The organism is Agarivorans sp. 2_MG-2023 (genome assembly GCF_030548085.1).
Classification (GTDB): domain Bacteria; phylum Pseudomonadota; class Gammaproteobacteria; order Enterobacterales; family Celerinatantimonadaceae; genus Agarivorans.
In genome coordinates this window covers 95,529-120,868 of the sequence record NZ_JAUORQ010000005.1, presented here as the reverse complement: position 1 = coordinate 120,868, position 25,340 = coordinate 95,529, and the positions used below count along the sequence as shown (strand labels likewise).

The 25,340-nt window shown below is 45.4% G+C and carries 24 protein-coding genes; 14 read left to right on the top strand and 10 right to left on the bottom strand.

All coding sequences use genetic code 11. The features are described 5' to 3' along the window. The first annotated feature begins 406 nt into the window (after positions 1-406). From Q4549_RS09250 to Q4549_RS09220, 7 genes are all read left to right on the top strand, one after another. Complete coding sequence (locus tag Q4549_RS09250; protein ID WP_303554433.1) at positions 407-721, top strand: DUF2007 domain-containing protein; 315 nt, start codon at positions 407-409, stop codon at positions 719-721. Between the two features lie 95 nt (positions 722-816). Further along, positions 817-1,497 carry a flagellin gene (locus tag Q4549_RS09245; RefSeq protein WP_137673413.1) on the top strand — a complete coding sequence of 227 codons (681 nt, stop codon included), beginning with the start codon at positions 817-819 and terminating at the stop codon, positions 1,495-1,497. A gap of 70 nt (positions 1,498-1,567) precedes the next feature. Beyond that, entirely contained in the window at positions 1,568-1,813 is a 246-nt protein-coding gene (locus tag Q4549_RS09240; RefSeq protein WP_303554430.1) for a YecH family metal-binding protein, read from the top strand. A gap of 346 nt (positions 1,814-2,159) precedes the next feature. Further along, positions 2,160-3,779 (top strand): methyl-accepting chemotaxis protein, encoded by a 1,620-nt coding sequence (locus tag Q4549_RS09235; RefSeq protein WP_303511722.1) that lies wholly within the window; start codon positions 2,160-2,162, stop codon positions 3,777-3,779. Positions 3,780-3,821: 42 nt separating this feature from the next. Continuing rightward, the gene (locus Q4549_RS09230) at positions 3,822-5,000 is read left to right on the top strand and encodes a hypothetical protein (RefSeq protein WP_303511724.1); all 1,179 of its coding nucleotides are present in this window, start codon (positions 3,822-3,824) and stop codon (positions 4,998-5,000) included. A gap of 11 nt (positions 5,001-5,011) precedes the next feature. Then, positions 5,012-5,422: a phosphate ABC transporter substrate-binding protein gene (locus Q4549_RS09225; protein WP_303554428.1), complete on the top strand. Its 411-nt coding sequence runs from the start codon at positions 5,012-5,014 to the stop codon at positions 5,420-5,422. A 90-nt stretch (positions 5,423-5,512) separates the two neighbouring features. Next, on the top strand, positions 5,513-6,103 hold the full coding sequence (locus Q4549_RS09220) for a YhgN family NAAT transporter (RefSeq protein ID WP_137673418.1): 591 nt from the start codon (positions 5,513-5,515) through the stop codon (positions 6,101-6,103). Between the two features lie 72 nt (positions 6,104-6,175). Here Q4549_RS09220 and Q4549_RS09215 read toward each other — a convergent pair whose 3' ends face one another. The 3 genes from Q4549_RS09215 to rsmD are packed head-to-tail and all read right to left on the bottom strand — an operon-like array spanning position 6,176 to position 8,358. Then, entirely contained in the window at positions 6,176-7,504 is a 1,329-nt protein-coding gene (locus Q4549_RS09215; protein ID WP_303553862.1) for a BamA/TamA family outer membrane protein, read from the bottom strand. Continuing rightward, positions 7,465-7,731, bottom strand: coding sequence for a DUF1145 domain-containing protein (locus Q4549_RS09210; protein WP_303511728.1), 267 nt, complete (start codon positions 7,729-7,731; stop codon positions 7,465-7,467). Before Q4549_RS09210 ends, Q4549_RS09215 begins: the two co-directional genes overlap by 40 nt. Positions 7,732-7,743: 12 nt before the next feature. Further along, a complete protein-coding gene (rsmD, locus tag Q4549_RS09205) occupies positions 7,744-8,358 on the bottom strand; it encodes a 16S rRNA (guanine(966)-N(2))-methyltransferase RsmD (protein ID WP_303553861.1) in 615 nt (204 codons plus the stop codon). Positions 8,359-8,462: 104 nt separating this feature from the next. Here rsmD and ftsY point away from each other — a divergent pair, with 104 nt between their 5' ends. From ftsY to Q4549_RS09185, 4 genes are all read left to right on the top strand, one after another. Next, entirely contained in the window at positions 8,463-9,896 is a 1,434-nt protein-coding gene (gene ftsY / locus Q4549_RS09200; protein ID WP_303553860.1) for a signal recognition particle-docking protein FtsY, read from the top strand. 36 nt (positions 9,897-9,932) lie between these two features. Then, a complete protein-coding gene (ftsE, locus tag Q4549_RS09195) occupies positions 9,933-10,613 on the top strand; it encodes a cell division ATP-binding protein FtsE (protein WP_137673424.1) in 681 nt (226 codons plus the stop codon). Continuing rightward, positions 10,613-11,572 (top strand): permease-like cell division protein FtsX, encoded by a 960-nt coding sequence (gene ftsX / locus Q4549_RS09190; protein ID WP_137673425.1) that lies wholly within the window; start codon positions 10,613-10,615, stop codon positions 11,570-11,572. Before ftsE ends, ftsX begins: the two co-directional genes overlap by 1 nt. Before the next feature lie 629 nt (positions 11,573-12,201). Beyond that, positions 12,202-12,783, top strand: a complete 582-nt coding sequence (locus Q4549_RS09185; RefSeq protein ID WP_303553859.1) for a hypothetical protein — start codon at positions 12,202-12,204, stop codon at positions 12,781-12,783. A gap of 185 nt (positions 12,784-12,968) precedes the next feature. Here Q4549_RS09185 and Q4549_RS09180 read toward each other — a convergent pair whose 3' ends face one another. From Q4549_RS09180 to cobA, 6 genes are all read right to left on the bottom strand, one after another. Further along, on the bottom strand, positions 12,969-14,318 hold the full coding sequence (locus Q4549_RS09180; RefSeq protein ID WP_303553858.1) for an MATE family efflux transporter: 1,350 nt from the start codon (positions 14,316-14,318) through the stop codon (positions 12,969-12,971). Between the two features lie 90 nt (positions 14,319-14,408). After that, positions 14,409-16,214, bottom strand: a complete 1,806-nt coding sequence (locus Q4549_RS09175; protein WP_303553857.1) for a bifunctional protein-serine/threonine kinase/phosphatase — start codon at positions 16,212-16,214, stop codon at positions 14,409-14,411. A gap of 67 nt (positions 16,215-16,281) precedes the next feature. Next, positions 16,282-17,748 (bottom strand): NarK family nitrate/nitrite MFS transporter, encoded by a 1,467-nt coding sequence (locus tag Q4549_RS09170; protein WP_137673431.1) that lies wholly within the window; start codon positions 17,746-17,748, stop codon positions 16,282-16,284. 83 nt (positions 17,749-17,831) lie between these two features. Further along, positions 17,832-18,176 (bottom strand): nitrite reductase small subunit NirD, encoded by a 345-nt coding sequence (gene nirD, locus Q4549_RS09165; protein ID WP_137673432.1) that lies wholly within the window; start codon positions 18,174-18,176, stop codon positions 17,832-17,834. Positions 18,177-18,187: 11 nt separating this feature from the next. Next, the gene (gene nirB / locus Q4549_RS09160; RefSeq protein ID WP_303511743.1) at positions 18,188-20,737 is read right to left on the bottom strand and encodes a nitrite reductase large subunit NirB; all 2,550 of its coding nucleotides are present in this window, start codon (positions 20,735-20,737) and stop codon (positions 18,188-18,190) included. A gap of 10 nt (positions 20,738-20,747) precedes the next feature. Then, positions 20,748-21,596 (bottom strand): uroporphyrinogen-III C-methyltransferase, encoded by an 849-nt coding sequence (gene cobA / locus Q4549_RS09155; protein ID WP_137673434.1) that lies wholly within the window; start codon positions 21,594-21,596, stop codon positions 20,748-20,750. A gap of 345 nt (positions 21,597-21,941) precedes the next feature. Here cobA and rpoH point away from each other — a divergent pair, with 345 nt between their 5' ends. Both rpoH and Q4549_RS09145 read left to right on the top strand, forming a co-directional pair. Then, entirely contained in the window at positions 21,942-22,790 is an 849-nt protein-coding gene (gene rpoH, locus Q4549_RS09150; RefSeq protein ID WP_137673435.1) for an RNA polymerase sigma factor RpoH, read from the top strand. A 98-nt stretch (positions 22,791-22,888) separates the two neighbouring features. Continuing rightward, positions 22,889-23,371, top strand: a complete 483-nt coding sequence (locus Q4549_RS09145) for a DUF4357 domain-containing protein (RefSeq protein ID WP_137673436.1) — start codon at positions 22,889-22,891, stop codon at positions 23,369-23,371. A gap of 59 nt (positions 23,372-23,430) precedes the next feature. Here Q4549_RS09145 and ald read toward each other — a convergent pair whose 3' ends face one another. Further along, entirely contained in the window at positions 23,431-24,546 is a 1,116-nt protein-coding gene (gene ald / locus Q4549_RS09140; protein WP_303553856.1) for an alanine dehydrogenase, read from the bottom strand. Between the two features lie 169 nt (positions 24,547-24,715). On the opposite strand from ald, the gene Q4549_RS09135 reads away from it, so the two are divergent. Then, positions 24,716-25,321 carry a DUF4202 domain-containing protein gene (locus Q4549_RS09135; protein ID WP_303511748.1) on the top strand — a complete coding sequence of 202 codons (606 nt, stop codon included), beginning with the start codon at positions 24,716-24,718 and terminating at the stop codon, positions 25,319-25,321. Positions 25,322-25,340: the final 19 nt, after the last annotated feature.

Genomic DNA, 25,340 nt, shown 5'->3' with positions numbered 1-25,340 from the left:
AGTTGATGCATTTAAAGGGTTTTAACTTGATGATAACAATGGGTTTACATGTTTAGGCTCTGGTTTGGTGCGAGAATTAGTGTGATCAATATTTGTAGTGATCGATATTGGTGCGCTCGCGCTGTGTTTTGGTGCTTGGTTTTGGATGAGTACCAGTAAGCTATTAAGTAAGGCATTCTGTTTTGTAAGCTCTATTCAAGAACTGCTGGAGTGGCTTGTTCGTTGTTAGAGAGTGCTGTTGGCTGATGATAGAAGCCAACAATGAAAAAGTTAGTTTAATTGAGTGTTTATCCAGCCTTTATAGGTCTATTAAAAAGAGTGGGGCAAAGTGAAGCATTTAGAAGGTAACGCAGTTACAAACAAGTTTCCTATAATAAACGTTAACACGACGGATTAAGGAGAGTGAATGAGCCAATGGCATGAGTTTTATCGAGCAGCCAATTTTGTAGAGGCTAAATTGTTACAAGGTATGCTAGGAAAAATGGGGATTGATAGTCGTGTAGATGGCGAATACGCGATGGCTGGTGCAGGTGAATTACCCATGGATGTGGTGGAGGTGTCGTTAAAAGTCGATCTTGCTCATTGGGATAAAGCCAAACAAGCGGTAAGAGACTACGAAGTCAATCATAAGCAAGAATGGACGTGCTCTAGCTGCGGAGAGGGGAACCCTGGTAGCTTTGAATATTGCTGGTCTTGTCAGCATGAATTATCCGCAAAATGAGCGTTCAAAGATGCAGATTTAGTCAACTAATGTTATGCTTAAAAAGTAAACAGCTAGGATGGCTGCTCTAATTCATGTTTGTGTGAGGATATCCAATGGCTATTGGTCAAGTTAACAGCTCTGTCGCCCCTTCTGATTTTTATATGGAACAGGCGAAAAAACGCCAAGAAGAGCAAGACGAAAAGCTCGCTTCTGGCAAAAAGATAAACAGCGCTGCTGACGATCCTGCTGGCCTGCAGATCTCTAATCGCTTAACTACTGGTATTAGCGAACAAGAAGCTTATGCAAATATTTACCAAAATCAGGTAAGTATCAACAATATTGAATCCGCTCAATTACAAGGGACTACAGACCTACTGCAACAAAACCAGGCCTTGGTTGTGCAAAGCGGAAACGGTATATACAATTCCGATGATATTGCCGCTTTACAGGCGCAAGTTGATGCAAACACGGCGGCTATTCCTAACGCTGGTGATTTAGGCGTAGACAATATTGATTTGAACGATCCCGCCACTGCGCAAGCCGCTTTGCAAGGGGGCCAGCAAACTACCGATGCTAACCAAGCACAATTAGGGGCCTCGAGTAACGCTGCCGAATCGGCTTATCGCTCTACCCAAGCAGCTATTGAAGCGCAAAGTGCCGCTCGTTCTCGTATTCTCGATACTAATTACGCACAGTCTACCTCCCAACAAGCGCAAAACGATGCCCTGCTACAAAGCTCTATACAATCTTATCAACAGCAGTTAGCTGCTAAGAATGTCGAGAAGCTTATCTAGCTTGTTCTAACTCAACATCTAAACGGCGCAACACTGTTACAGTGAGCGCCGTTTTTTTATGGAGGTTGTAATGAGTGAGTCGATTCATGGGCATCAAGTGATGCAGTTGATGTTGGAACAAGGTGGTAGCTTTACGTCAGCTTCTCTTGAAGAATTAATGAAAACTACTTTTGGCGCAGACAGTAAATACCATACCTGTCGCCAGAAAGAGATGAACGCCCAAGAGCTAATTGTATTTTTGGCTGAACGCGGAAAGTTTGTTGAGGCCAAACAAGGCTTCACAGCTTGTGAATCTAAAATCTGCTCGCACAAATAGCCACCTCTTTTTAAGGGCCTACTCAGGCCCTTTATCTATATTAATCACTATTAATTTAGTTATAGCTGAAATAACTTGCTATGCATCCCTGCTATGGTGTTTAATTCATCTTTCTTTGCTGTTTTCGCTATTAAATCGACATATACACCTATAATTGCATAGGTAGCTAGATTTTTAGTCGGAACAGAAAACAAATCATTTAATCTATTGAGGTTTCTGATATTAGTTAAACGTGTGTTTTAATTGTGTCAGGTTTCTTTTACGTAACTAGATTGTTATCTAAATAAAAACGCAAAAGTGACGATATATAAGCTATCGATACTTGTATTCACATGGAGTGGTATAAATGGATTTGGCTCGACGTCTAAAAATAAGCCATAAGGTAGGAATTCTTGCAGCCATCGCTGTACTGGGGTTCGCCGCTTACCTTATAAATAACATATTGGTTCAGCAACAGAGCCAGTTCAGCATTGAACAAATTAGAGATCAATACTTCCCTGCTCTAGATACCGCCACTGTTGCTCAAAACACCCTATATAACATTGATCAGCTGTTGCAAACTGCAGTAACCACAGGAGAGGAAGAGTCTCTTGAAAGTGCTGATACGCAACAACAGCTACTTAGTAGTAAGCTAAATGAGTTACTTGAGATCTTGCCTAGTGCTCGAAAAGAGGTAACGCACCTGCAAAGCTTGCTTAATAACTATTACGGCCAAGCAAGGTCGATTGCATTAAGTTTGGTCGATGGCAGTGCTGATTTCGCTACTTTGCCAGCGAAAGCAGAGCGCTCGGCAGCCATACTGCAAGAGCTAACCACTGGTATTGCTAACTTAAGGGCTAATACTGAGCAAGCTTTTAATCAAACCATTGATGGCACTATCTCTAGCTCTCAGTCGGCGGTTACTACCGGTATTATGCTGGGCGTAGTCACCATAGTGATAGTGATTTTTGTTGGCATTATGACCACCAAAAGCATTGTTAACTCGATTGCTCAAGTCACCTCTTCTTTGCGCGAAATTGCAGAGGGAGAGGGTGATCTTACGGTACGAGTTGATTACGACGGTAAAGATGAAATTGCTACTTTAGTGCATTGGTTTAATCAGTTTATTAGCAAAATGCAGATAAGCATCGCCACTACCACTGAGACCGTTCAAGCCCTACAAGATGTGTCTACCCGTTTAATGGAAACCAGTAAACACACCGCATCTAGCATTGAGTCGCAAAATCACTCGGTAGATGCGGTAAGTGCTGCAATTCAAGAAATGACTAGCAGTGTTCATCATATTGCAGATTTTGCATCGCAAGCCTCGGAAGAAGCCTCTTCCGCTAATGGAACGGCGCAAGAAGGGAACCAAGTTGTAGAGAATACCATTTCGGTCATTAATGATTTAGCAGAAGAGGTGAACAGCACCGCTAAGGCCATTAATCAGCTGGAAGCCTACACCAGTAACGTAGGGGTTATTCTTGATGCGATTCGTGGCATTGCCGAGCAAACTAACTTGCTAGCGCTAAATGCCGCGATTGAAGCGGCGCGTGCAGGCGAGCAAGGGCGTGGCTTTGCTGTTGTGGCAGATGAAGTTCGCACCCTAGCGTCTCGTACACAAGACTCAACCCAAGAGATTCAGCAAGTACTTGAAGAACTTCAAAAAGGCTCTGGCTCTGCGGTAGAAGCAATGAACCGTGGTATTGAGCAAGCCGGCTTAAGTGTTGAGCAATCAGCACAAGCGGGTAAATCGTTAATGGATATTACTGGCAAAGTAGAATCAATTCATGCGGTTAATGAACAGATTGCGGCGGCAACAGAGCAGCAAACCAAAACCTCTGACTTAATTCATAACAGTGTTAATGATATTCAACAGATATCTCTCGCAGTGGCGAAAAGCTCTAGTGAAATAGATAACGTCAGCGAGGATGTAAGGCAAGTAACTCAGCGTTTAAGCGAGGTTATTAGCCAGTTTAAAGTGTAATAAAACCAATTGTATATAATAAAAAAATAAAGGAGATGCCCCATGGATTTAAGGGCGTGGCAGGTGTTACCAATATGCTTATTGAGTAGCGCAGCAATGGCAGACGAAGCTCTCGAGCAACGAGTAAATGATCTCGAGCAAGAGGTGCAGGTTCTTCGTGAACAAAATCAGGATAGTGCCTTTGATAGAATCAGCTTTAACGGGTTCTACAGCGTGGGCATTAATCAAGCAAACAACAACTTAGGTTATGCAGGTTCTACCGATGAGTACGATTTTAACAATCTTACTTTAGTGGGTTTGCAAGGTGACTTTGCCCTGGCCGATAGCACCAGTGTAACAGTGCAATTAGTGGCGCGTGGCGAAGACGACTTTAGCCCAGACGTTGAATGGGCTTACCTAAAACATACCTTTGACAACTACATTACAGTGCGTGGCGGTAAATTACGCCTACCTATGTACATGTACTCAGATTACCTAGAAGTAGGTTACGCTCAGCCTTGGGCTCGTCCACCTGAAGAAGTTTATGGTTTTGTACCATTTAACTCTTTTGTGGGTGTAGACGGTAGCTACGACTTTGAGTTTGATAACTCAACCTTAACGCTACAAGGCTTTTGGGGACAGTCGGAAGAAGATGGCACTGACTACGATGATATTTTAGGCGCCAACCTTACTTGGGCAATTGACGATTTCACTGTACGAGCAGTTTATGGCGTAACTAAGATTACCGTTTCTCCAACTAATCAACCTGATGCGCAAGTATTAGCAGAGAAGAATAAGTCTGACTTCTTAGGTGCTGGCTTTAGCTACGACAATGGTTCGTTGTTAGTGGTATCTGAAGTAACGCGTGCGACCGTTGAAGGTGGCTATTCAGATGTTGACTCTGGTTATCTCACTTTGGGTTACCGCTTTGGTAAGGCTATGCCTTATGGCACAGTGGCGGGCATGAAAACTCAAGATGATGATGAGCGCGTAGACATCATGTTACCTGTTGGGCCAGATGGTGCTTTAGTACCAGTTGATTCATCATTCATCTACAGCGGTAAACGTACCTCTTACTCTTTAGGTTTACGTTATGACTTATTGTCTAACTTAGCGGTGAAGTTTGACGCTACCTTAGTCAATGGTTTTGGTGATACCAATGGTTTAATGCCAAGTAAAGTTGCTGGCGCTACAGAAGACAGCACTACGGTATACAGTATCGTATTTGACGGCGTATTTTAGGAGGGAGTCATATGAAAAATCTATTATTGGCTCTTTCTTTGAGCGTATTTAGTCTGAGCAGCTTGGCTGCTCCAGTGGTTATTGCTAACCCATCAGGCCCTGATGTTTTATCTAAAGCGGAAGTAAAAAAGCTGTTTTTAGGTAAGCTTAAGAAATTGCCTAATGGCACTGCTCCAGTGGTTATTGAGTACAAAGAGGGCGACCCTTTACGCGCTAGCTTTCATGATGCTGCCACCGGCAAAAGTGAAGCTCAACTGCAGGCTTATTGGTCTAAGTTGATCTTTACAGGTAAAGCTAAGCCACCTAAAACAGCGGCCTCCCCATCGGTAGCGGTATCGGAAGTGGCAGGCAATGCCGCAGCCGTGGCATACGTTGACGAAGCTGATGTGACTGATGCGGTTAAAGTGGTTTATAAACCGTAAATAAAGCTAAGCTTAAAAAGAGTCAGGGTGTTATGCTCTGGCTCTTTTTTATTTCCCAGACAAAATTGTCGTAAGTTAGCGAGTTAACAAATGGATATGTTGTCGGCAGCGGTGATGCTGTTTTTGATTATGGATCCGCTAGGAAACATGCCCGTGTTCCTAAGCATGGTAAAACACCTCGACCCTAAACGCAGGCGCATTGTGTTGCTGCGTGAGCTGGTGTTTGCCTTAAGTGTCATGTTCGCCTTTTTATTTGCCGGCGAGCAAATTCTTGGTTTCCTTAATCTGCGCCAAGAAGCGGTGAGTATTGCCGGTGGTGTAATCCTATTCCTGATTGCCTTGAAAATGATTTTCCCTCAACCCGGTGGCGTGGCAGGTTTGGCGGCAGGCGAAGAACCCTTTTTAGTGCCAATGGCCATTCCAATGATCGCTGGGCCTTCGGTACTCGCATCGTTAATGCTGTTAGCGAACCAAGACAATACTCGTATGCTTGATTGGTCTTTAGCCTTGCTAATTGCTTGGGGAATCAGTGTCGTTATTTTTCTCAGTAGCGGTGTATTGCTAAAACTGCTTGGCGAGAAAGGCTTAAAAGCTATGGAGCGCTTAATGGGCATGTTGCTGATTATGCTGGCGGTACAAATGTTCTTAGATGGCATTGCCGACTACTGGCAATCGCTGTAAGTCATCAGCGCATTTGATATTGAGGCGACGAAGTTGGTTGTCGCCTCTAGATTGTTCAATTTTAGAATAGGTCTAATAAGGGTGATTGATACCTAAGCGAAATACACTGTCGTCTCCACTGGTGGCAAAATCACCACGCAATACAATGCCTTCCATCATCACTCGAATACTGCCGCCAATACTGTACTTCATATCTTGGTGAAGCGTGGCTAAGTTATATTCATCGGCTACTCGGCCAATTTCGGCAAAGGCAACCCAGTACCACGCTGGCACGTTAAACCAGTTCACAACGGGCACTTTAGGCAGCGGGTTCCAGTTAGGGGTAAAGCGGTATTCTGCAGAGTAATAGATCATTGAGCGATCATGGTAACGAGCGGTTTCGTAACCCTTTAACCTGTCCATTCCACCTAAACGAGAACCTGCAAACCACGCTGGGCGATGGTATTGCTGTTTGCCATTGTTGTAAGAGCTGTGATTCCAGGTTGGCGTATCAGAAGTCGCCATACCAAAAGCTAAAACTTGGCTTTGTGCCCAAGATGTTTGTGGCAAGCTAATGTACTTAGATGCCGAAAATTCCCACATTGTCCAAGAAGGCCGGCCTGAGTCTCCCCAATCACGGGTCACATTGAAGCGCTGGCGACTGCCCGCTGTGGGGTTTTGATGGTAGTTACGGTTGTCGTATTCCAGCTCTAGGGTTAAGCCCGCCGAAGTATTTGAATCTTGTAACTGGTTATACTCACCAACATCTTGTTTCCAATAAAAAGGTTCCAGCTGGATTATGGTGCGCCCACTGGTGAGCGGATTCCATTCTTTAGCGCCCGCTTCATAGCCTTCCATTACTTCGCCGCGCTTAACTCTAAAAGTATGTACCGGAGAGTCTTTACCGTGACCTATAGGCAGTAAGTAGCGAAACCTAAAGCGGTACTCTTGGCCTTTTGAATGAGTGTAAACTCGGTTGCTTTGGCTAGAATCATTGCTGCCCGCGCGCTCGCCAGAGTAGTCCTCGTTGCCGTTAATATATTGCGGGTCACGGGTAAAATTGGTTTGGTACAAGGTGGTATCAAAAAATACCCGATCGGCAAAAGGCAGTTGATAGTCACCGCTATACAAAAAGCCCATCCAGCTGTCGTTGGAGGTGACTGTCGCGGTGGCAACCAGGCTTGAACTAGGTTGAATATGCCCTGCGGCACCTACACCTACACCCACTCCCCATTGCAAATTCTCAGTGTAATAGGCGTAAGGTAAAACTTGAGTCCATGCGCCACTGCGTTGATGTTTAGCGTCATCAATAATGGTTACGCTCATCGCCCAAGTGGGTAGGCTTAGTACACAAACACTAAGCAAAAACAGCTGGCGTAGTATCAAGGTTGTTTGCTCTTCATTCGCTTGTGTATTTGCCACATTGCAAAAAAACCGAAGAATAATATTCGTAGGTTATCACCTTTTTGCAGCACACCTGCTTCGACTAAGGTGCCGCGAATAGCCAGCAATTGCACCCCATGCAGTAGTAATAAAAATGCACCTACTAAAGGTAAAATCCAATTGTAGGGAGGAACAAAAATCATCGGGCTAAGTAACATGGCTAGCCACATAGCAGCCATAAAGGCTTTGCCAATTTTAATGAACATAATCTGGGGCTCTTAACTTAATTGATATAAACGGTAATTTACTTGGCCGGCTTGTTTGCTTTTAATGCACGACCAATTGGCGGGTAACTCGGGCTCAGAGCCTTCGTTCTCAAATTCTATATAAACTAAAGCATCGGCTTTTAACCAGCCATTTTCACTGAGTAAACGACAGCTTGGTTCTAATAAATCGCAGCGAAAAGGGGGATCGATAAACACAATGTCGTAGCCTTCGCTGGGCGTTTGTTTAAGCCACTGCAAGGAATCACCATTCACCAGCTTGGCGCGCTCACTAGGCAAATCGAGTAGTTGTAGGTTTGCCTTCAATTGTTTCGCTGCTTGTGCATCTTTTTCCACAAAGGTGGTAAAACTAGCAAAGCGCGATAAGGCCTCAAAACCTAGGCTGCCACTACCCGCAAATAAATCTAAGCAGTGGCTATTAGTTAAGTAGGGATTTAACCAATTAAAAACGGTCTCTTTTACTCTGTCGGTAGTCGGGCGTAAGCCTTCACTATTCAGTACTTTAAGTTTTCTACCGCGCCACTGACCCGCGATAATTCGCACTTGGCCACTACCGTTGGAGGATTTGTTGCTTTGATTTGCATGTTTTCTTGAGGAAAGCCGTGCCATTTACTTAGACCATTGTGAAACTGTGATAATATCCGAGCAATATTGACTGGACGTTGGCATTGTAACAGCCAACGTCGTTTACTGGTAAAAAAGGTTTTGCAGTAATGGCAAAAAAGAAGGGCCTATTTTCTTGGTTTGGCCGAAAAAAAGACGATGAGCAACAACAATCCAGCGATCCCGCCGCAGAACAAACAAACAATGAGCAAAATGCTGAGTTAGCCGCTCAAGCAGAACGCGAAGCGCAAGCCGAACGCGAAGCCCAAGCCGAACGAGAAGCTCAAGCCGAACGAGAAGCTCAAGCCGAACGCGAAGCTCAAGCCGAACGCGAAGCGCAAGCCGAACGTGAAGCCCAAGCAGAACGCGAAGCGCAAGCTGAACGCGAAGCTCAAGCAGAACGCGAAGCCCAAGCAGAACGTGAAGCCCAAGCAGAACGTGAAGCCCAAGCAGAACGTGAAGCCCAAGCAGAACGTGAAGCCCAAGCAGTGCGTGACGCTCAAGAACAAGCCGAGTTAGCTGCCCAGCAACAAGCAGACGCTGAGGTAGCCGCCGAAGCTGAACAGCAAGTTAGCTCTGAAGCCACAGAGCCAGTGAAGAAAATGGGACTGTTTGCGCGCTTACGAGCAGGCTTAAAACGTACCCGTAAAAACTTAGGCTGGGGCTTCTTTTCGCTGTTCAAAGGGCGAAAAATTGATGATGAGCTGTTCGAAGAGCTAGAAGAGCAATTGTTAGTGGCAGATGTGGGTGTGGACACCACACTCAAAATTATCGAAAACCTCACTAGCCACGTTAAACGCCGCGATCTTCAAGATGGCGAAGCGCTCTATCAGCAGCTTAAGTTAGATATGGCGGGTATTCTGAGTAAAGTAGAAGCGCCAATAGATTTAGACAGTGCTGAAGGGCCTTTTGTTATTTTAATGGTTGGCGTAAATGGTGTGGGTAAAACCACCACCATTGGCAAGCTAGCCAAACAATATCAAAGCCAAGGTAAATCGGTAATGCTTGCAGCGGGTGATACCTTCCGTGCTGCTGCGGTTGAACAGCTACAAGTTTGGGGTGAGCGAAACCAAATTCCGGTGATTGCTCAACATACGGGTGCCGATAGCGCCTCGGTGATTTTTGATGCTTTTCAAGCAGCTAAGTCACGAAACGTAGATGTATTGATTGCCGACACAGCAGGCCGCTTGCAAAATAAAGCGCACTTGATGGAAGAGCTGAAAAAAATTGTACGAGTAATGAAAAAGCTCGACGATGCCGCGCCTCACGAAATTATGTTAACCATTGACGCAAGCACTGGGCAAAACGCCATTAGCCAAGCTAACTTGTTTAATCAAGCGGTTGGACTTAACGGTTTAACATTAACCAAGTTAGATGGTACTGCTAAAGGTGGTGTTATTTTTGGTTTGGCTGACAAGTTTGGTTTGCCGATCCGCTACATTGGTGTGGGCGAAGGGATTGACGATTTACGAGAGTTTGAAGCTCAACCTTTTGTAGATGCGCTATTTAGCAATGATGACAGCGAAGATAGCAACGAGAAATAAATCAACACTGCTTAGAAAGTAATAAAAGGTCTAGGAATGATCCGGTTTGAGCAAGTAAGTAAAATTTACCCCGGCAGTCAGCGCGCTTTGCAAAAAGTGTCCTTTCAGTTGGAACAGGGAAAAATGGCATTTTTAACCGGCCACTCTGGTGCGGGGAAAAGTACCTTGCTCAAATTGATTACCGCCATGGAACGCCCTAGTGACGGAAAAGTATGGGTAAATGGCGATGACATTAGCCGTATCAGCCACCGTAAAATTCCCTATTTACGTCGCCAAATGGGCGTGATTTTCCAAGATCACAAACTGCTTATGGACCGCACCGTGTTTGACAATGTCGCCCTGCCACTGGTTATTGAAGGCTACAGCATGGGTAACATCAAACGCCGAGTTGCCGCCGCGCTAGATAAAGTGGGCTTGTTAGATAAAGCTAACTGCACCCCAGAAATACTCTCTGGTGGTGAACAACAACGCGTGGGCATTGCTCGCGCAGTGGTAAACAAACCCGCTATTTTAATTGCCGACGAACCAACCGGTAACCTAGACCCTGCTTTATCGTTAGATATCTTCCGTTTGTTTGAAGAGTTTAACCGAGTGGGAGTGGCGGTTCTTATTGCGAGTCACGATTTAAGTTTAATTGCTAAATTGCACCATCAGCGCTTAGTGCTAAAAAATGGTCAGCTGCTTGATTCACCTCACCAAGCTGCGGAGGCACCATAATGGCTGGAGCAAAACCGCAAGTTAAAGTTGCCCTACATGTACGCTTCATGATGTTTTGGGTAAGGCACCTGCAACAAGGCATTGCTAGCCTTGGCGAATTGTGGCGCACACCTGCCAGCTCTATGCTTACCTTAGCAGTTATTGGTGTTTGTTTGGCACTACCTGCCAGTTTCTACCTTGCCACCAAGAACGTGCAGCAACTCACCAGTTATTGGAAAAGTGATGCGCAGATAAGTTTGTTCCTCAAACAAAATATCAGTGAAGCACAGCGCGATTCCCTACAAAAAAATATCGCTAGCATGCGCCAAGTGGCCAGTGTTGAGCTAGTCACTAAACAACAAGGTTTAGTCGAATTTCAAGAAAATAGCGGCTTTGAAGATGTATTAGCGCTGTTGCCAGACAACCCATTACCAGACGTATTGTTAGTGCTACCCAGCCAAGATTTTAACAGCGCAAGTGCTGCCAAAACGTTACTCGATAGCTTGCAAGAGCACAGCCTAGTAGACGAAGGCCGTTTAGACGTTGAATGGCTGCAACGCCTCGACACCATTGTAAGCATGTTGCAACAAGCTGCCTGGTTACTGATTATTCTGCTGCTTACCGCGGTAGCGTTGATTGTAAGTAATACACTACGGCTGAATATTCTCAGCCGACGCAGTGAAATAGAAGTGATGAAGCTAGTAGGGGCCACCGATGCCTTTATTCAACGGCCATTTTTATACACTGGTTTTTGGTTTGGTTTAGTGGGCGGCTTAATGGCTTGGGTACTGTGCAACATTTTGTTGATTTGGACAGAATATGCCTTGCAGCAAATAGGCTTGTTATACCAACAAGACATTTACTTATCAGGCTTAGATCTGCAAGAGTTCGGCTCGCTGATGTTGTTTGCAACTTTGCTGGGCTTAATCGCATCGTGGTTTTCGGTTAATCGCCATATTAAGCAAATTGAGCCTAGCTAGCTCTACGTGCAGGCAAGCAATAAACTTGTCTGTTCTTTTCAAGCGGTTTTAATGACCAAAAGACAGCTAACATAATGCTGTTACCTGTGGCAGCTGTATAGCGTTTCGCCTCTCGGCGACGTCATTTTCTTTGAACAGCCAAAGAAAACGAAGCAAAAGAAAGGCTGCCCCGCATTATCTTTTTTCCTCGTTACTCAGTGCCAAGCGCGCCTGTGCAACTCGCTACGCTCAAACAATGCTCGGCTTAATCGCTTAGCACTTGCGTGACTCGGCGATAATGAAGGGGTCAAGGAAAAGCTAACCTATTTCTACCCCAAAATGAGTTGAAGGTTAGCCGCCATTTTCAGCAATCTAAGCCAAACCTAATCTGATTCAATTGGTCATATTTGGAATCTTATTAAGAGTTTTAACCCAAGCCTAGATAACTTTACGTAGGTGAGATGTATCAGCTTCTTTCTACTTAGAGGTGAAGATATACTCTTAACTATGTAAGTATACGAACACTTAATATCTAAGCCTTTGAGCTAGTTAGGTTAAAATTCCAATCAGAGTAAGTAAATTCGGCACTGACTCGATGATATGCCCAAGACTGCTTCTCTTGAACTTTACAATAATTATTGAGGCTTGTTTTGGGTAAAAAAAATATACGATGTTCTACTCCTGAAGAGTCATCTCATGAAATAGCTCTCGTATCAGCTGATTCATTTATAGAACTTGCATTTATCTTTATAAATAAAATCCCTGAAGATCCGAAGGAAGGTGCGCAATACGCAATGGATAATACAGGTCGAATGATTGCTTCTCTAACGAATATAACCTTAGGTATAGAGCTAATGCTTAAAGCTCTTCTATTAGTACATGGTAAGCCTGCTGACCACACGCATAAACTTGCAACCTTGTTCGACGCTCTGCCTGAAAATCTAAATACAGCAATAACTCAACACTACATCTCAGATAGTAATGAAAAAAGTAATTCAGTGGCATTATTGCATGCAAACTCGACACTGAAAGAATCTAAAAAACCAAGAAAGAAAAAATTATTTACTATTGATGAAGTTCTGAAACGCAATGATGAAATGTTTGTTGAATCAAGGTATGCATTTAGTTCAGTGATTAAGAATGGAGAAATTGACTACAACTACTCAGCATTGTTGGCGATTGCTCGCGCTACAAAAAGTGTTTGTCCGGCAATTGTGCTTAGTGGTGCCTGAAAAAATGAAGCTAGTCACTTTTTCACACGATATTGTAAGCAGGATACAATTTGATTCTATAACTCAGTTTTACCAACACGATTCTGTCCAAAGGTAAGTTAGAAAGTGATTAAACGATGTCTTCACTTTATGGCTTTTTTGTCACTCTTCAAACGTTTAATCGTTATCACACTCCAACATTAAACCTAGTCCGGTGCGAGCTTTCGCTTCCATTTATCGCTCTTCCATCTGCGCCAGTTGATTTGGCTACGAATAAACTCATCGGCTACACCTGCCAGTAAAATAGCGTACAAGCCCCAGCCTAAATAAATCCCCGTAAAGTAGGCCAGCGGTACCGAGAATAGCCAGGTAACTGCAATGGCGTTACCGGTAACAAATACTGCGTCGCCGCAGCCGCGTAATACGTTACCACTGATAATGTTAATGCCTCTTAAGGGCTCGTTAATACTGTGAATCAAACAAACCACTAGGCCTAAGGCCAGTACTTCCGGGTTATTGGTAAAAATACCCAGCAGTGGCTGATGAAAAACAAAAATAATAGTGGCCACAATGCTAACGGCAATAAGCCCCCAGCGCAGGCCTTGGCGCATTTGTTGGTGGCAGCGTTCAAAATGGCCAGCACCTGCAAGTTGGGTTACCAGCATGGTATTGGCAATGCCTAATGCCACTAGCATCATGGTGCAGTAAACATAGATATTGAGTGCGTAAATGCGCACAGTGAGAGAGGTTTCGCCTAGTTGCACAATCATCAAATTCATAACCATAACAAAGCTTTGGTAAGAAAATGGCTCTAGCGCCGAAGGTACCGCAATTTTTAGAATAGGCTTTAAGCTAAGGCTGGGCTGTTTTAAGGCGTCAGCCAATGGCAGTTTCACTTTAATCAGAAATAGCACCACCACTAAACTAAAACTTAAGCTAAGCACCCAAGCAATTAAACTCGCAATGGCTACACCGGTTACGCCCATTGGTGTGGCGCTAAACCAACCCAGCACTAATACACCGTTACCCAAGATGTTGGTGACCAGCATCAATGCAGCAGAAATTGTGTTCCAGTGGGATTGCCCGTAACTATTACAGATATTGGCCAGGGTCATGCGTAGGCCCATAAAGCCGACACCTGCGCCAGCTAACACCAAGTACTCTGCGGCCAAGTCACTCATTGCAGGTGGTAGGCTCATCCAATGGCCAATATTGGTGGCTTGGGTAACAAAGAAGAGGCCACACAGTAAACCCGCTAACACTCCTAAGATAAGCAGGCCTGCCAGCATTAAATTGGCGCGAGGGTAGTTTTGCTTGCCCATGTATTGTGAGGCTAAACTGGCACCTGCAATGCCAGTGGCGGAAAAGAAAACGATGGCCATGGAAAACCACGGCATTACCGCGCCTACCGAGGCCGCAGCTTGGTCTGATACTTGGCTAAGAAAAAGTGCGTCAAACACCGGTACCGACATGTTTAGCATAAACTCGCCAAAGATCGGCAAGGCCATCCCAAATAGGCCTTTTTGTAGGGTTTTACTTTGAGTCGTAGAAGGCATGCTGACCACTAGCTAGCAAGAAATTGAGCTTATACTAGGCACTTCACACTATCGCGGCTTTTATGTAAATCAACTTTTTGCTAATGAAAATTAACTAAGTTGACTGACCCATTGCCAAATCACCACGATCAATAACAGCAGGCTAGTGGATTGCCAAAAGCGCACTGGGTTACGTTCAATTAAGGGCTTGGCTTTGTAGCTGGCACGAAGCTTAGGGTTAGCATGTTGTAAGTCGTGGATCAGCTCCGACAAACTTTGGTAACGCTGCTGCGGTTTTGGATTACAGCCCTGCTCTAAAGCGGCATCTAGCCAATCGGGCATGTCGTTACGGTAATGCTGAATATTTTGGTAATGCCAATCGCTATAGGTTCGTTGTGCTACTTGTTCGCGACGAGCAGTTTTGTAGGGTAATTTGCCGCAGAGCATTTCGTAGGCGATCACTGCAAAAGAGAAAATGTCACTGCGATGCCGGCCAGTTTCACCCACTAAATACTCTGGTGCAATATATTGCACAGAGCCTACAGGCGTGGTGGTTTTTTCGTTTTGCTCTAGTTGTTCGGCTGATTGTACGGTGCCAAAGTCGACCAGTTTAAGTTGGTCGTCGGGGGTAATAATAATATTTTCAGGTTTTAAGTCGCGGTGCACCATTTCATAACGGCGTAAGGCTCGTAGCGCTTTGGCGAGCTTTTCAAGCATGCGCACCACTTGCTTTATTGGCGGGTGAGGATGTTTGTCCATCCACTGGCGCAGCGTAATACCCGGCACATATTCAGCCACTAAATAGCAGAATCGGCGCGTGCCGGCCGGTTCAAAGGTGCGCATAATATTGGGGTTGTTTACCACTCGGCCGACCCATTCTTCGCGGGCAAAACCAGCAAAGTACTCTTGGTCGCCACTCATGCTGCTGTCGGGGGCTTTGAGTATTCGAACTTTGTTGGTGCTAAGGCCAGCTTCGTCTAACTCTTCGACTAAATAAACGTGGCTGCGCGGCGAGGTATGCAATATTTCGCTAACTCGATAACGGTCAATTTTGTTGCCTATGGCCATCACCGGCGGCACGGGTAGATGCAGTAACTGAGCGCGACTCTCGTCTAACTCAGCTTCGGGTACATTATCTACCTTGACTAACATGGCACTGATGTTGTCATCGCTGCCAGCAAATTCGGCGGCGTTTACGATGGCGTTGGCGTGTTCTTCTAAGCTATCAAATTCAAGTTTGAGTAACTTGATCAGCTGTTGTTCGCTTAATGCATCATGCACCCCATCACTGGTTAGCATAAATAAATCACCGGTTTCTACAGCATGGGTGGAATAGTCTAGCTCTAAGCTTGAATCCACTCCCATGGCACGGGTGAGGTGGTTTTTTTGCTTGCCGCGAATTTGCACATGGTCGCGGGTGAGTTGGCGAAGTTTACCCGCCCTGAAGCGATAAATACGGCTATCGCCTACATGGAATAAGTGAGCCACTCGAGATTTAATAATCAGTGTAGAAAGGGTGCAGGCGTAAGAGCCGGTTTGCTTACCTTGTTGAAATAACCAGTTGTTGAGTGACTTGGCGACTTTGGCTGTAGACTTGTTTACCGACCAACTCTCGGGCGTGGCGTAATAATCTTGTACAAACTGAGTGACCGAGATTTGTGCGGCTACTTTAGCGTGTTCGGCGCTGCTTAAGCCGTCGGCCAAAATGGCGACAACACCTTTGTAATAGCGAGTCCAAGGTTCGGGTATTTTGGCTACACAGGCATCTTGGTTCTCTGGCTTGGGGCCAGAGATAGAGGCGCCCCCGAAGGACGCCTCTAACTTATTGCTAGCCACAGAGGTGGTTGCTTTTTCGCTGTTACTAACTCGGTGTTCAGTGGTGGGTGTTGCCACTGTAGTTTGTTGACTTGCTGTCATTAAGCTTGCGTTCCTTGGGTAAAAGCAATGTGGCCCTTGCAGGCACACACTGCCTTACGGGGCTGGCTTAGCTTACGTTGATAAGCGTTACTTCGCCGTCTGGACCAACTTCTGCAATAGTGCCTTTCGGCTCTTCTAGAAGCAACAAGGCAAAGAAACCCAGTACCGCAGTGGCACCAATCACGTAGAAGAAGGTTTGGTAGCTTACTAGGCTAAGCACGGTTAAGTAGAATACTGCACCTACGTTACCGTATGCGCCTGTCATACCTGCAATTTGACCCGTTAAGCGACGCTTAATAAGCGGCACGGCGGCAAATACTGCGCCTTCACCGGCTTGTACAAAGAACGAACATGCCATAGCCATACCTACCGCTAAGAATAGTGGCCAGGTGCCATCAATTTGGCCCATACCGAAATAACCTAAAGCTAAACCAGCGGTTAATACTAATAAGGTTTTCTTACGGCCTACGCGGTCAGAAATCCAACCACCACCTGGGCGTGACGCCAAGTTCATAAAGGCATAAGCAGAAGCTAATAAACCCGCGTAAACCATGTCTAATTCAAATACGTCACTGAAAAACAGTGGCAGCATAGACACCACAGCAAGCTCTGAACCGAAGGTGGCAAAGTACAATACGTTAAGAACGGCTACCTGTTTAAACTTGTACTGTTCAATCTCTGGAACTGGCGTAACAAAGATGTTTTTGTTTACTTGATAGGTTTTCCAAAAATCCAGTACGTAAAGCGCTGCTAAACCTGCGTAACATGCATACACGACTTCTTGGCTTAACATGCTTACACCCGCTGGCGAAAGCTTCCATGCCAGTAGTGCTAAGGTGGCATACATAGGCACTTTCATGATGAGCAATAGTACAAAGTCGGCCTTTGTGGTGACTTCCATTGCGCCAACATTTTTAGGTTTGAAGTAAGTCGAACCCTTTGGTGTATCGGTCACGTTCTTATAGAAAACCACACTGAACAGTAGGCTAATTAAACCGGTAAGGCCTACCGCGTAGCGCCAACCGTCTTCACCGCCAAAAATCACTGCAAGGGTTGGTAGTAGCATTGCCGCAGCGGCGCTACCAAAGTTACCCCAGCCGCCGTAAATACCTTCTGCGGTGCCAAGCTCTTTAGCTGGGAACCACTCAGATACCATACGAATGCCTACAACAAAACCTGCACCAATAAAGCCTAAAAGAAAACGGGCTAGGGCGGCTTGCTCGAAGCTGTTGGCAAAAGCAAACATGAAACAAGGGATCGAACATACCGCAAGCAAGGTTGAGTATGTGATACGTGGACCAAAACGGTCGGTGAACATGCCAATCACAATTCGTGCGGGAATGGTTAAGGCTACGTTCAAAATGAGTAGCGTTTTTACTTGGCTAGAGGTTAAACCTAAGCTGGCCGCAATACTGGCCATTAACGGTGCGTGGTTAAACCACACCAAAAAGGTAATGAAAAAAGCTACCCAGCTCATGTGGAGAATCTTCATTTTTCCGGTGAAGGAAAACAGATTAAATCGTTCTGCGCTCATAGTAATGTCTCGTAAAAAAGTTAAAGCGTCTCTCACCACGTCGATATTCGACGTGGTTTATCATTGTTTTTTTATGGTGTTTTTTAAGCGGCGATTTTTATCGCATCGCCTTCAATCTTGACCTGGTAGGTGGGGATAGAGACGCTTTCGTCGTCTAAACACTGGCCTGTTTGCAAGCTAAAGCGTTGCTTGTATAGCGGTGATGCCACCATTAATTCGCCTTTGAAATCACCAATTAAACCACGTGACAACATGTTTACTTTGCCAAATGGGCAGTAGTTACTCAGGGCGAATATTTGGTCGCTAATGCCTTCCCAGAAGATGGCGATTTGTTTGCCTTTGACCAAGGCACACACACCAGTTCCTGGGCTAAGCTGCGATTTGCGACAAACTTCTGTCCATGTTTCAGTTGCTAATTCACTCATCATTACTCTCCTTGTTATGGTGCTTCTACAATTTCGATGGTTTGAATACGCTCTTCTTCGGTAGCAGGGCGACGTTGGCCACGCTCACGAACGTATTGCAAATTGTTGTCTGGTTCATCGGCGTTAATAAACTGGCTAAAGCGGGCGAGTTTCTTCTCGTCGTTCACCGTTGATTTCCACTCACACTGGTAGCTTTCAACTACGTGGTGCATGTTCTGCTCTAACTCTTCACAAATGTTTAGCTTGTCTTCAATAACCACTTCTTTTAGGTAGTCTACGCCGCCTTCAAGATTTTCTAGCCATACAGAAGTACGTTGCAAACGGTCTGCGGTGCGCACGTAAAACATTAATACGCGGTCGATGTAGCGCATTAGGGTTACGTCGTCTAAATCGGTGGCGAATAAGTCGGCATGTCGAGGGCGCATACCACCATTACCACATACATAAAGACCCCAACCGCCTTCAGTAGCAATAATGCCGATATCTTTGCTTTGTGCCTCAGCGCACTCGCGAGTACACCCTGACACACCAAACTTAATTTTGTGTGGCGCGCGTAAGCCTTTGTAGCGGTTCTCTAATAGAATCGCCATGCCTACACTGTCTTGTACGCCGTAACGACACCAGGTTGAACCAACACACGACTTAACGGTACGTAAAGACTTACCGTAGGCGTGGCCTGTTTCAAAACCGGCATCAATTAATTTGCTCCAAATCTTTGGTAGCTCGTGCAGTTGTGCGCCAAATAAATCTACCCGCTGACCACCAGTGATTTTGGTGTAAAGATCGTATTCTTTGGCAACTTCACCTAGCACAATCAGTTTGTCTGGAGTGATTTCTCCACCGGCAATGCGTGGTACTACAGAGTAGGTACCGTCTTTTTGCATGTTGCCCAAGAAGATGTCGTTGGTATCTTGCAGGCTAATGTGGTCGTCTTTTAGAACGTAGTCATTCCAGAAGGTGGCTAAGATTGAACCCACTGCAGGTTTACAGATTTCACACCCATGGCCCTTGCCGTGTTCGCTAAGTAGCTGTTCAAAGGTTTTAATCTTTTTCACGCGAACGATGTCGGCGAGCTCGGCGCGAGAGTGAGCAAAGTGCTCACAAATGTCGTTGCTAACTTCTACGCCTAAGTTTTCTAGCTCGGCGTTCATTACTTGCACTGCTAATGCGCTACAACCGCCACAACCTGTGGCTGCACCAGTGGTGGCTTTAATATCGCCCATGGTAGTAGCACCATCGCGTACTGCTTGGCAAATTTGACCTTTAGTGACGTCGAAACATGAACATATTTGCGCGCTATCTGGCAGCGAATCAACGCCCATTGCTGCGGCAGCACCTTCTTCAGAAGACGGTACTAATAAATACTCTGGTGCAACCGGCAGTGGCATGTCGTTTAAGAACAATTGTAACCAGTTGCCGTAGTCATCGGCGTCACCGACTAGCACAGCACCTAATAAGCGGTCGCCAGCAGCATTGGTGACTACTTTTTTGTATACCTGACGGGCTTCGTCACTCAGGCTGTAGCTTAATGCGCCTTCGGTATTGGCATGTGCGTCACCAATACTGGCTACGTCTACACCCATTAATTTAAGCTTGGTGCTCATGTCGGCACCGGCAAACTCTTTAGCTTGCTCACCCGCAATATGATCTACAGTGACTTTTGCCATGCTGTAACCTGGAGCTACCAAGCCGAAAATCTTGCCTTCCCATAAAGCACATTCGCCAATTGCGTAGATGTCTGGGTTCGAGGTTTGACACTGATTGTTAATAACGATGCCGCCGCGAGGACCAAGCTCTAAGCCTGTTTCGCGAGCCAACTGATCTTGCGGACGAATACCAGCAGAGAACAAAATCATATCGGTATCTAGGCTGCTACCATCGGCAAAGTTCATGCGGTAACGGGTATTTTCGCCTGCCACAATTTCTTTGGTATTTTTCTCGGTGTGAACTTTTACACCCAGCTCTTCAATTTTGGTGCGAAGAATTGCGCCGCCACCGTCACATACTTGTACAGCCATTAGGCGAGGGGCAAATTCCACTACGTGAGTTTCCATGCCTAGGTCTTTAAGTGCTTTGGCGGCTTCTAAACCTAATAAACCACCACCCACTACCACACCTACTTTTGAGTTCTCGCCAGATTTGGTCATTGCTTCCAAATCTTCGATGGTGCGGTAAACCAGAATGTTTTCTTCAGCGGCTTTGTCTTCTGGGCGAGGGATTGGCGGTACAAACGGATACGAGCCAGTGGCTAATACTAGTTTGTCGTAGCTTTCGCGACGACCGCTAGCGGTTACCACAATTTTCTCTTCAGGAAGAACTTCAATCACTTTGTCGTTTACAAAGTATTGTACACCGTGTTCGTCGTAGTACTCAGGAGAGGTCATCATCAAGTCGTCTGCGGTTTTACCCGAGAAGTAACTTGATAACTGCACTCGGTCGTAAGCCAAGCGTGACTCTTCGCTAAACGTTGTTACTTGAACTTGGCCTAACTTGTCTTGCTGTATCAGTTGGTCAATAAAATGGTGACCCACCATGCCGTTGCCGACAACAATGATACGTTCCATGTACTCTCTCCTATGCGCTTAAAGCAGCGCTATTTTCTAATTCAAATTGGTTCTGATTCGCGTCTAACTTGGCTAGCCAATTGAGTTGCTCGCGCAGTGATACAACTTCACCAATTACAATTAATGTAGGGGATTGCAATTGATGTTCACTGGCGAGCGTAGGTAACTGGTCTAATTGGCCGGTAACAACGCGTTGATCGTTTTGGCAGCCTTTTTCTATTAGTGCGGCGGGTGTCTGGGCACTCTTACCAAAACGTTGTAGCTGTTGGCTGATTTCAGGCAAGCTGCTCAGCCCCATATAAAAAACTAAGGTGTGGTCTAACTGGGCGAGTTGAGCCCAATCGATATCTAATTTGCCATCTTGTTTGTGGCCGGTAATAAAGCTGCAGCCAGTGGCTAACCCGCGATGGGTTAATGGAATTCCGGCATAGCTGGTACAGCCAGATGCGGCAGTAATACCAGGAATGACTCGAGCTGGAATATCGTGTTCATGTAATACACTTAATTCTTCGCTGCCGCGGCCAAATACAAAAGGGTCACCGCCTTTAAGGCGACAAATGCGCAAACCCTGCTTGGCTTTGTCCACCATGTATAAATTAAGTTGGTCTTGCGGAATACAGTGATTAGCTTTGGCTTTACCCACGTATATCGCTTTAGTGGTCGCCGGAATTAACGCTAAGATGTCTTGGCTTACCAAGCGGTCGTAAAGCACCAAGTCGGCTTGCTCTATACTACGTAAGGCCTTAAGTGTGAGTAGCTCCGGATCGCCAGGACCAGCGCCTACTAAATCAACCATGGCTGCTTTAACCTGTTGATTGTGGTGCTTATTTGGATGTTGGCTAATTCTTTGTATGCTCATGTCACTACCCTAAAACTGCTTATGTCAGCTATGACGCAATCATGATGCCAGTAGCAAAAAAAACCGTAAAAGTTGATTAAAGTCATTTTTATTCAACGACTTAGCCTTTTTTGAAATTTTTATTGAAGATTAACGCTCTATACTCCTTAAGGGATAACTTGCACCTATTTGGTAAAATGGCGCACCTAGAAAGTGCTTAAAAGTGTGAACTATCTCTTATTTAGAGCGTCATACAAGTGGAAGCCAGTGAGCCAACGCATAGGCCTTGGGTCCAGTAATGAAGGGGTTAGATCTTGGCTAAACGCTATGATAGACTCGCTAATCGAGTAATATTTTGAGGTTGATATGGATCAAGTAAATGCATCTATGGCGCTAGTCCCACAAGGGAGCATTGAAGCCTATATCCAATCAGTTAATCGGATTGAGATGCTCACGCCTGAGCGTGAAAAAGCATTGGCTACTCGCCTGTTTGAAGAAGGTGACTTAAAGGCCGCACGTGAATTAGTGATGTCGCACTTGCGATTTGTGGCCCACGTAGCTAAAAACTATGCAGGTTATGGCCTGCCTCAAGCCGATTTGATTCAAGAGGGCAACGTAGGCTTAATGAAAGCCGTAAAACGTTTTGACCCTAATGTAGGCGTTCGTTTGGTATCTTTTGCTGTGCATTGGATTAAAGCGGAAATTCACGAATACGTATTACGTAACTGGCGGATGGTAAAAATTGCCACCACTAAAGCGCAGCGTAAATTGTTCTTTAACTTACGTAAGTCTAAAAAGCGCTTAGGTTGGTTTAGTAACGATGAAGTGAACATGGTGGCAGAAAACCTTGGTGTTACCACTAAGGATGTATTGGAAATGGAATCTCGTATGAGTGCCCAAGATCAAGCCTTTGATCTGGCCGCCGACGATGATGAACGTGAAGGCAGCTTTGCGCCAATTCAATACTTAGAAGATAAGTCTTCAGACGTTGCCCAGTTTGTTGAGAAAGAGAACTGGGAAGTGGCCGCAGCAAATCGCTTGCGTTCTGCTTTAGCGACCTTAGATGAGCGTAATGCGCATATTGTGCAACGCCGTTGGTTAGATGAAGATAAAGCCACCTTGCAAGAACTGGCTGACCAGTATCAAGTTTCAGCAGAGCGGATTAGGCAGTTAGAAAAAAATGCTATGAAGAAGCTCAAAGCAGCCATGGAATAGAAACTTATTAAAAACCTCGCCTAGCGAGGTTTTTTTATATTCAAATCTGCCCGTTGCTTGTGTTAAATTTGCACAAACTTTTAAACACATGGTCTGACATGGACGGTCCTTTCGAACTCTCTAAAGTTAACTTTGTTATAGACAGTGATGGTCGAAAAACCGCTGCTATCTTGCCTATTGAGTTATACCAACAATTGCTTTCGCTGCGTGAATTGGTGGTAGAGAGTAGTGCTCATACCATTACTGCTGATTATTCTTTTAGTGTTAAACAAGCAGTGGCGCATGGTTATCCGGTAGGCGCGAAAAACAAACCAGGTTTTATGGTAGTGAAGGGGTCAACCGCTAACGGCGGCGGTGCAGAATCATTACGCCCGGCAGTGCTGGCATTGCGTGAGCAGTTACTCGAAGAGCATGTAGTGTGTCGCCAAGGCGAAGGTTACGAGTTTATGCGTGATTATCAATTTTCTAGCCCTAGTTCGGCGGCATGTTTAATCGCCGGCAATGCCCGTAGCGGTTTGGATGCTTGGCTTGATAAATGGGGTCGCAGCCTTAAAGATCGTGGCTACGGTAAAAAGCGTTAATAAAAATTAGCGATTAAAAAAGAGCGCCGAGGCGCTCTTTTTTGTTGTAGCGATAAAGCTTAAGCTAGTAGACTAAGTGGATCGACTGAGGCTAACGCGAGGGCTTCGCCTACTTCAGCACAGATTAACTGGCCGTGCATAACATTTAAGCCATTACGTAGATGCTCATCATCTAACAAGGCTTGTTTATAGCCTTTGTTGGCGAGGGTGATAATGTAGGGCAAGGTAGCATTGTTCAGTGCCATAGTGGAGGTGCGAGCCACGCCGCCTGGCATATTTGCTACACAATAATGCACAACGTCATCTACGATGTAGATAGGATCTTGGTGAGTGGTTGCTTTAGATGTTTCTGCACAACCGCCTTGATCGATGGCTACATCAACGATGGCGCTGCCACTTTTCATACGCTTGACTAAGTCTTTGGTGATTAACTTAGGTGCTGCAGCACCAGGAAGTAATACCCCGCCTATAACTAAGTCTGCTTCAAGTACATGCTGCTCAATGCTCGAGCTGGTTGAGTAAACGGTTTTGAGTTTGCCATGGTACTCGGCATCAATGCTACGAAGCACATCAATGCTGCGGTCTAGTATGGTAACGTCTGCGCCCATGCCTACTGCCATTTGCGCGGCATTTCTGCCCACCATCCCTCCGCCAATTACTGTCACTTTAGCGGGCTCTACACCGGGCACGCCGCCCAGTAATACGCCGCGGCCACCCTTAGACTTTTCTAGCGCCAGGGCTCCAGCTTGAATCGCCATACGCCCCGCTACTTCTGACATCGGTGCCAGTAATGGCAGACCACCACGCGGACTAGTGACTGTTTCATAGGCAATACACACTGCGCCCGATTTTATTAAATCATGGGTCTGCTCTGGATCGGGGGCAAGGTGAAGGTAGGTGAACAACAGCTGATCTTCGCGCAGCATTGCGCGCTCAACCGCTTGCGGCTCTTTCACTTTCACTATCATTTCTGCTGCGGCAAACACTTCGGCTGCGGTGCTAGAAATATTCGCTCCAACGGCTTGGTAATCAGCGTCACTAAAACCAATGCCTTCGCCGGCATGGGTTTCTACAATAACCTGATGGCCGTGTTGAACTAGCTCGTTAACACTAGCGGGTGTCATGCCCACACGATATTCGTGATTTTTTATTTCCTTAGGTACACCAATCAGCATAGCGATTAACTCCTTTATTGATATATATGTTGGTCATATATGCCGCTCTGTTATTTAACATATAGTTAAATAAGCTGTTTTTGCAATACTTTTTTGGTGTAACTATCTGTGTTGTTTTTGTGGTTTTGGTAGGATATGTTGTGCGCATGTTAAAGGATAAAACAAAGTTATGGGAAACACCGGAATCATGCAGCAAAATATTCTGAATCAAGTATTAAACGATATTGATCAATTTAACCTCAACGACCCAAATAAAGACTTTGATGAGCTCGGCGATGAACATGCCAAGGAGTTTTTGTACGGCAAGCGAATGTCCAATTGCTTACATGAGTTCATGCTAAACCCACCCGCAGAGTTGCAAATTGCCGCTCGTGCCCAGCATATTGGCCGTTGGTTGTCGTTACGTAGTGATTATCCCGAGGGAAGAGCGGGTTATCTGAAATGGCGCACTGATTTAGGTAAGAAACATGCAGAGTTGACCGCCGAGATTATGCGCAAACATGAGTTGGCAGAAAGTTTTATTGATGATACTTGCAGTTTGTTACGCAAAGAAAAGCTAAAACGTAACCCCTTAACTCAAGCTCTAGAAGATGTTATCTGTTTGGTATTTTTGAAGTTTTACTTCGTAGAATTTGCTAACAAACACCAGCACGAAAAAATCATTAGCATTGTACAAAAAACCTGGGGGAAAATGTCTCCTGAAGGGCAGCAAGCCGCATTAGCCTTGGATTTATCTGACGAGGCGCTTAGCTTGGTGCAACAAGCTTTAGCTTAGTATCTCGGCTGAATAAAAC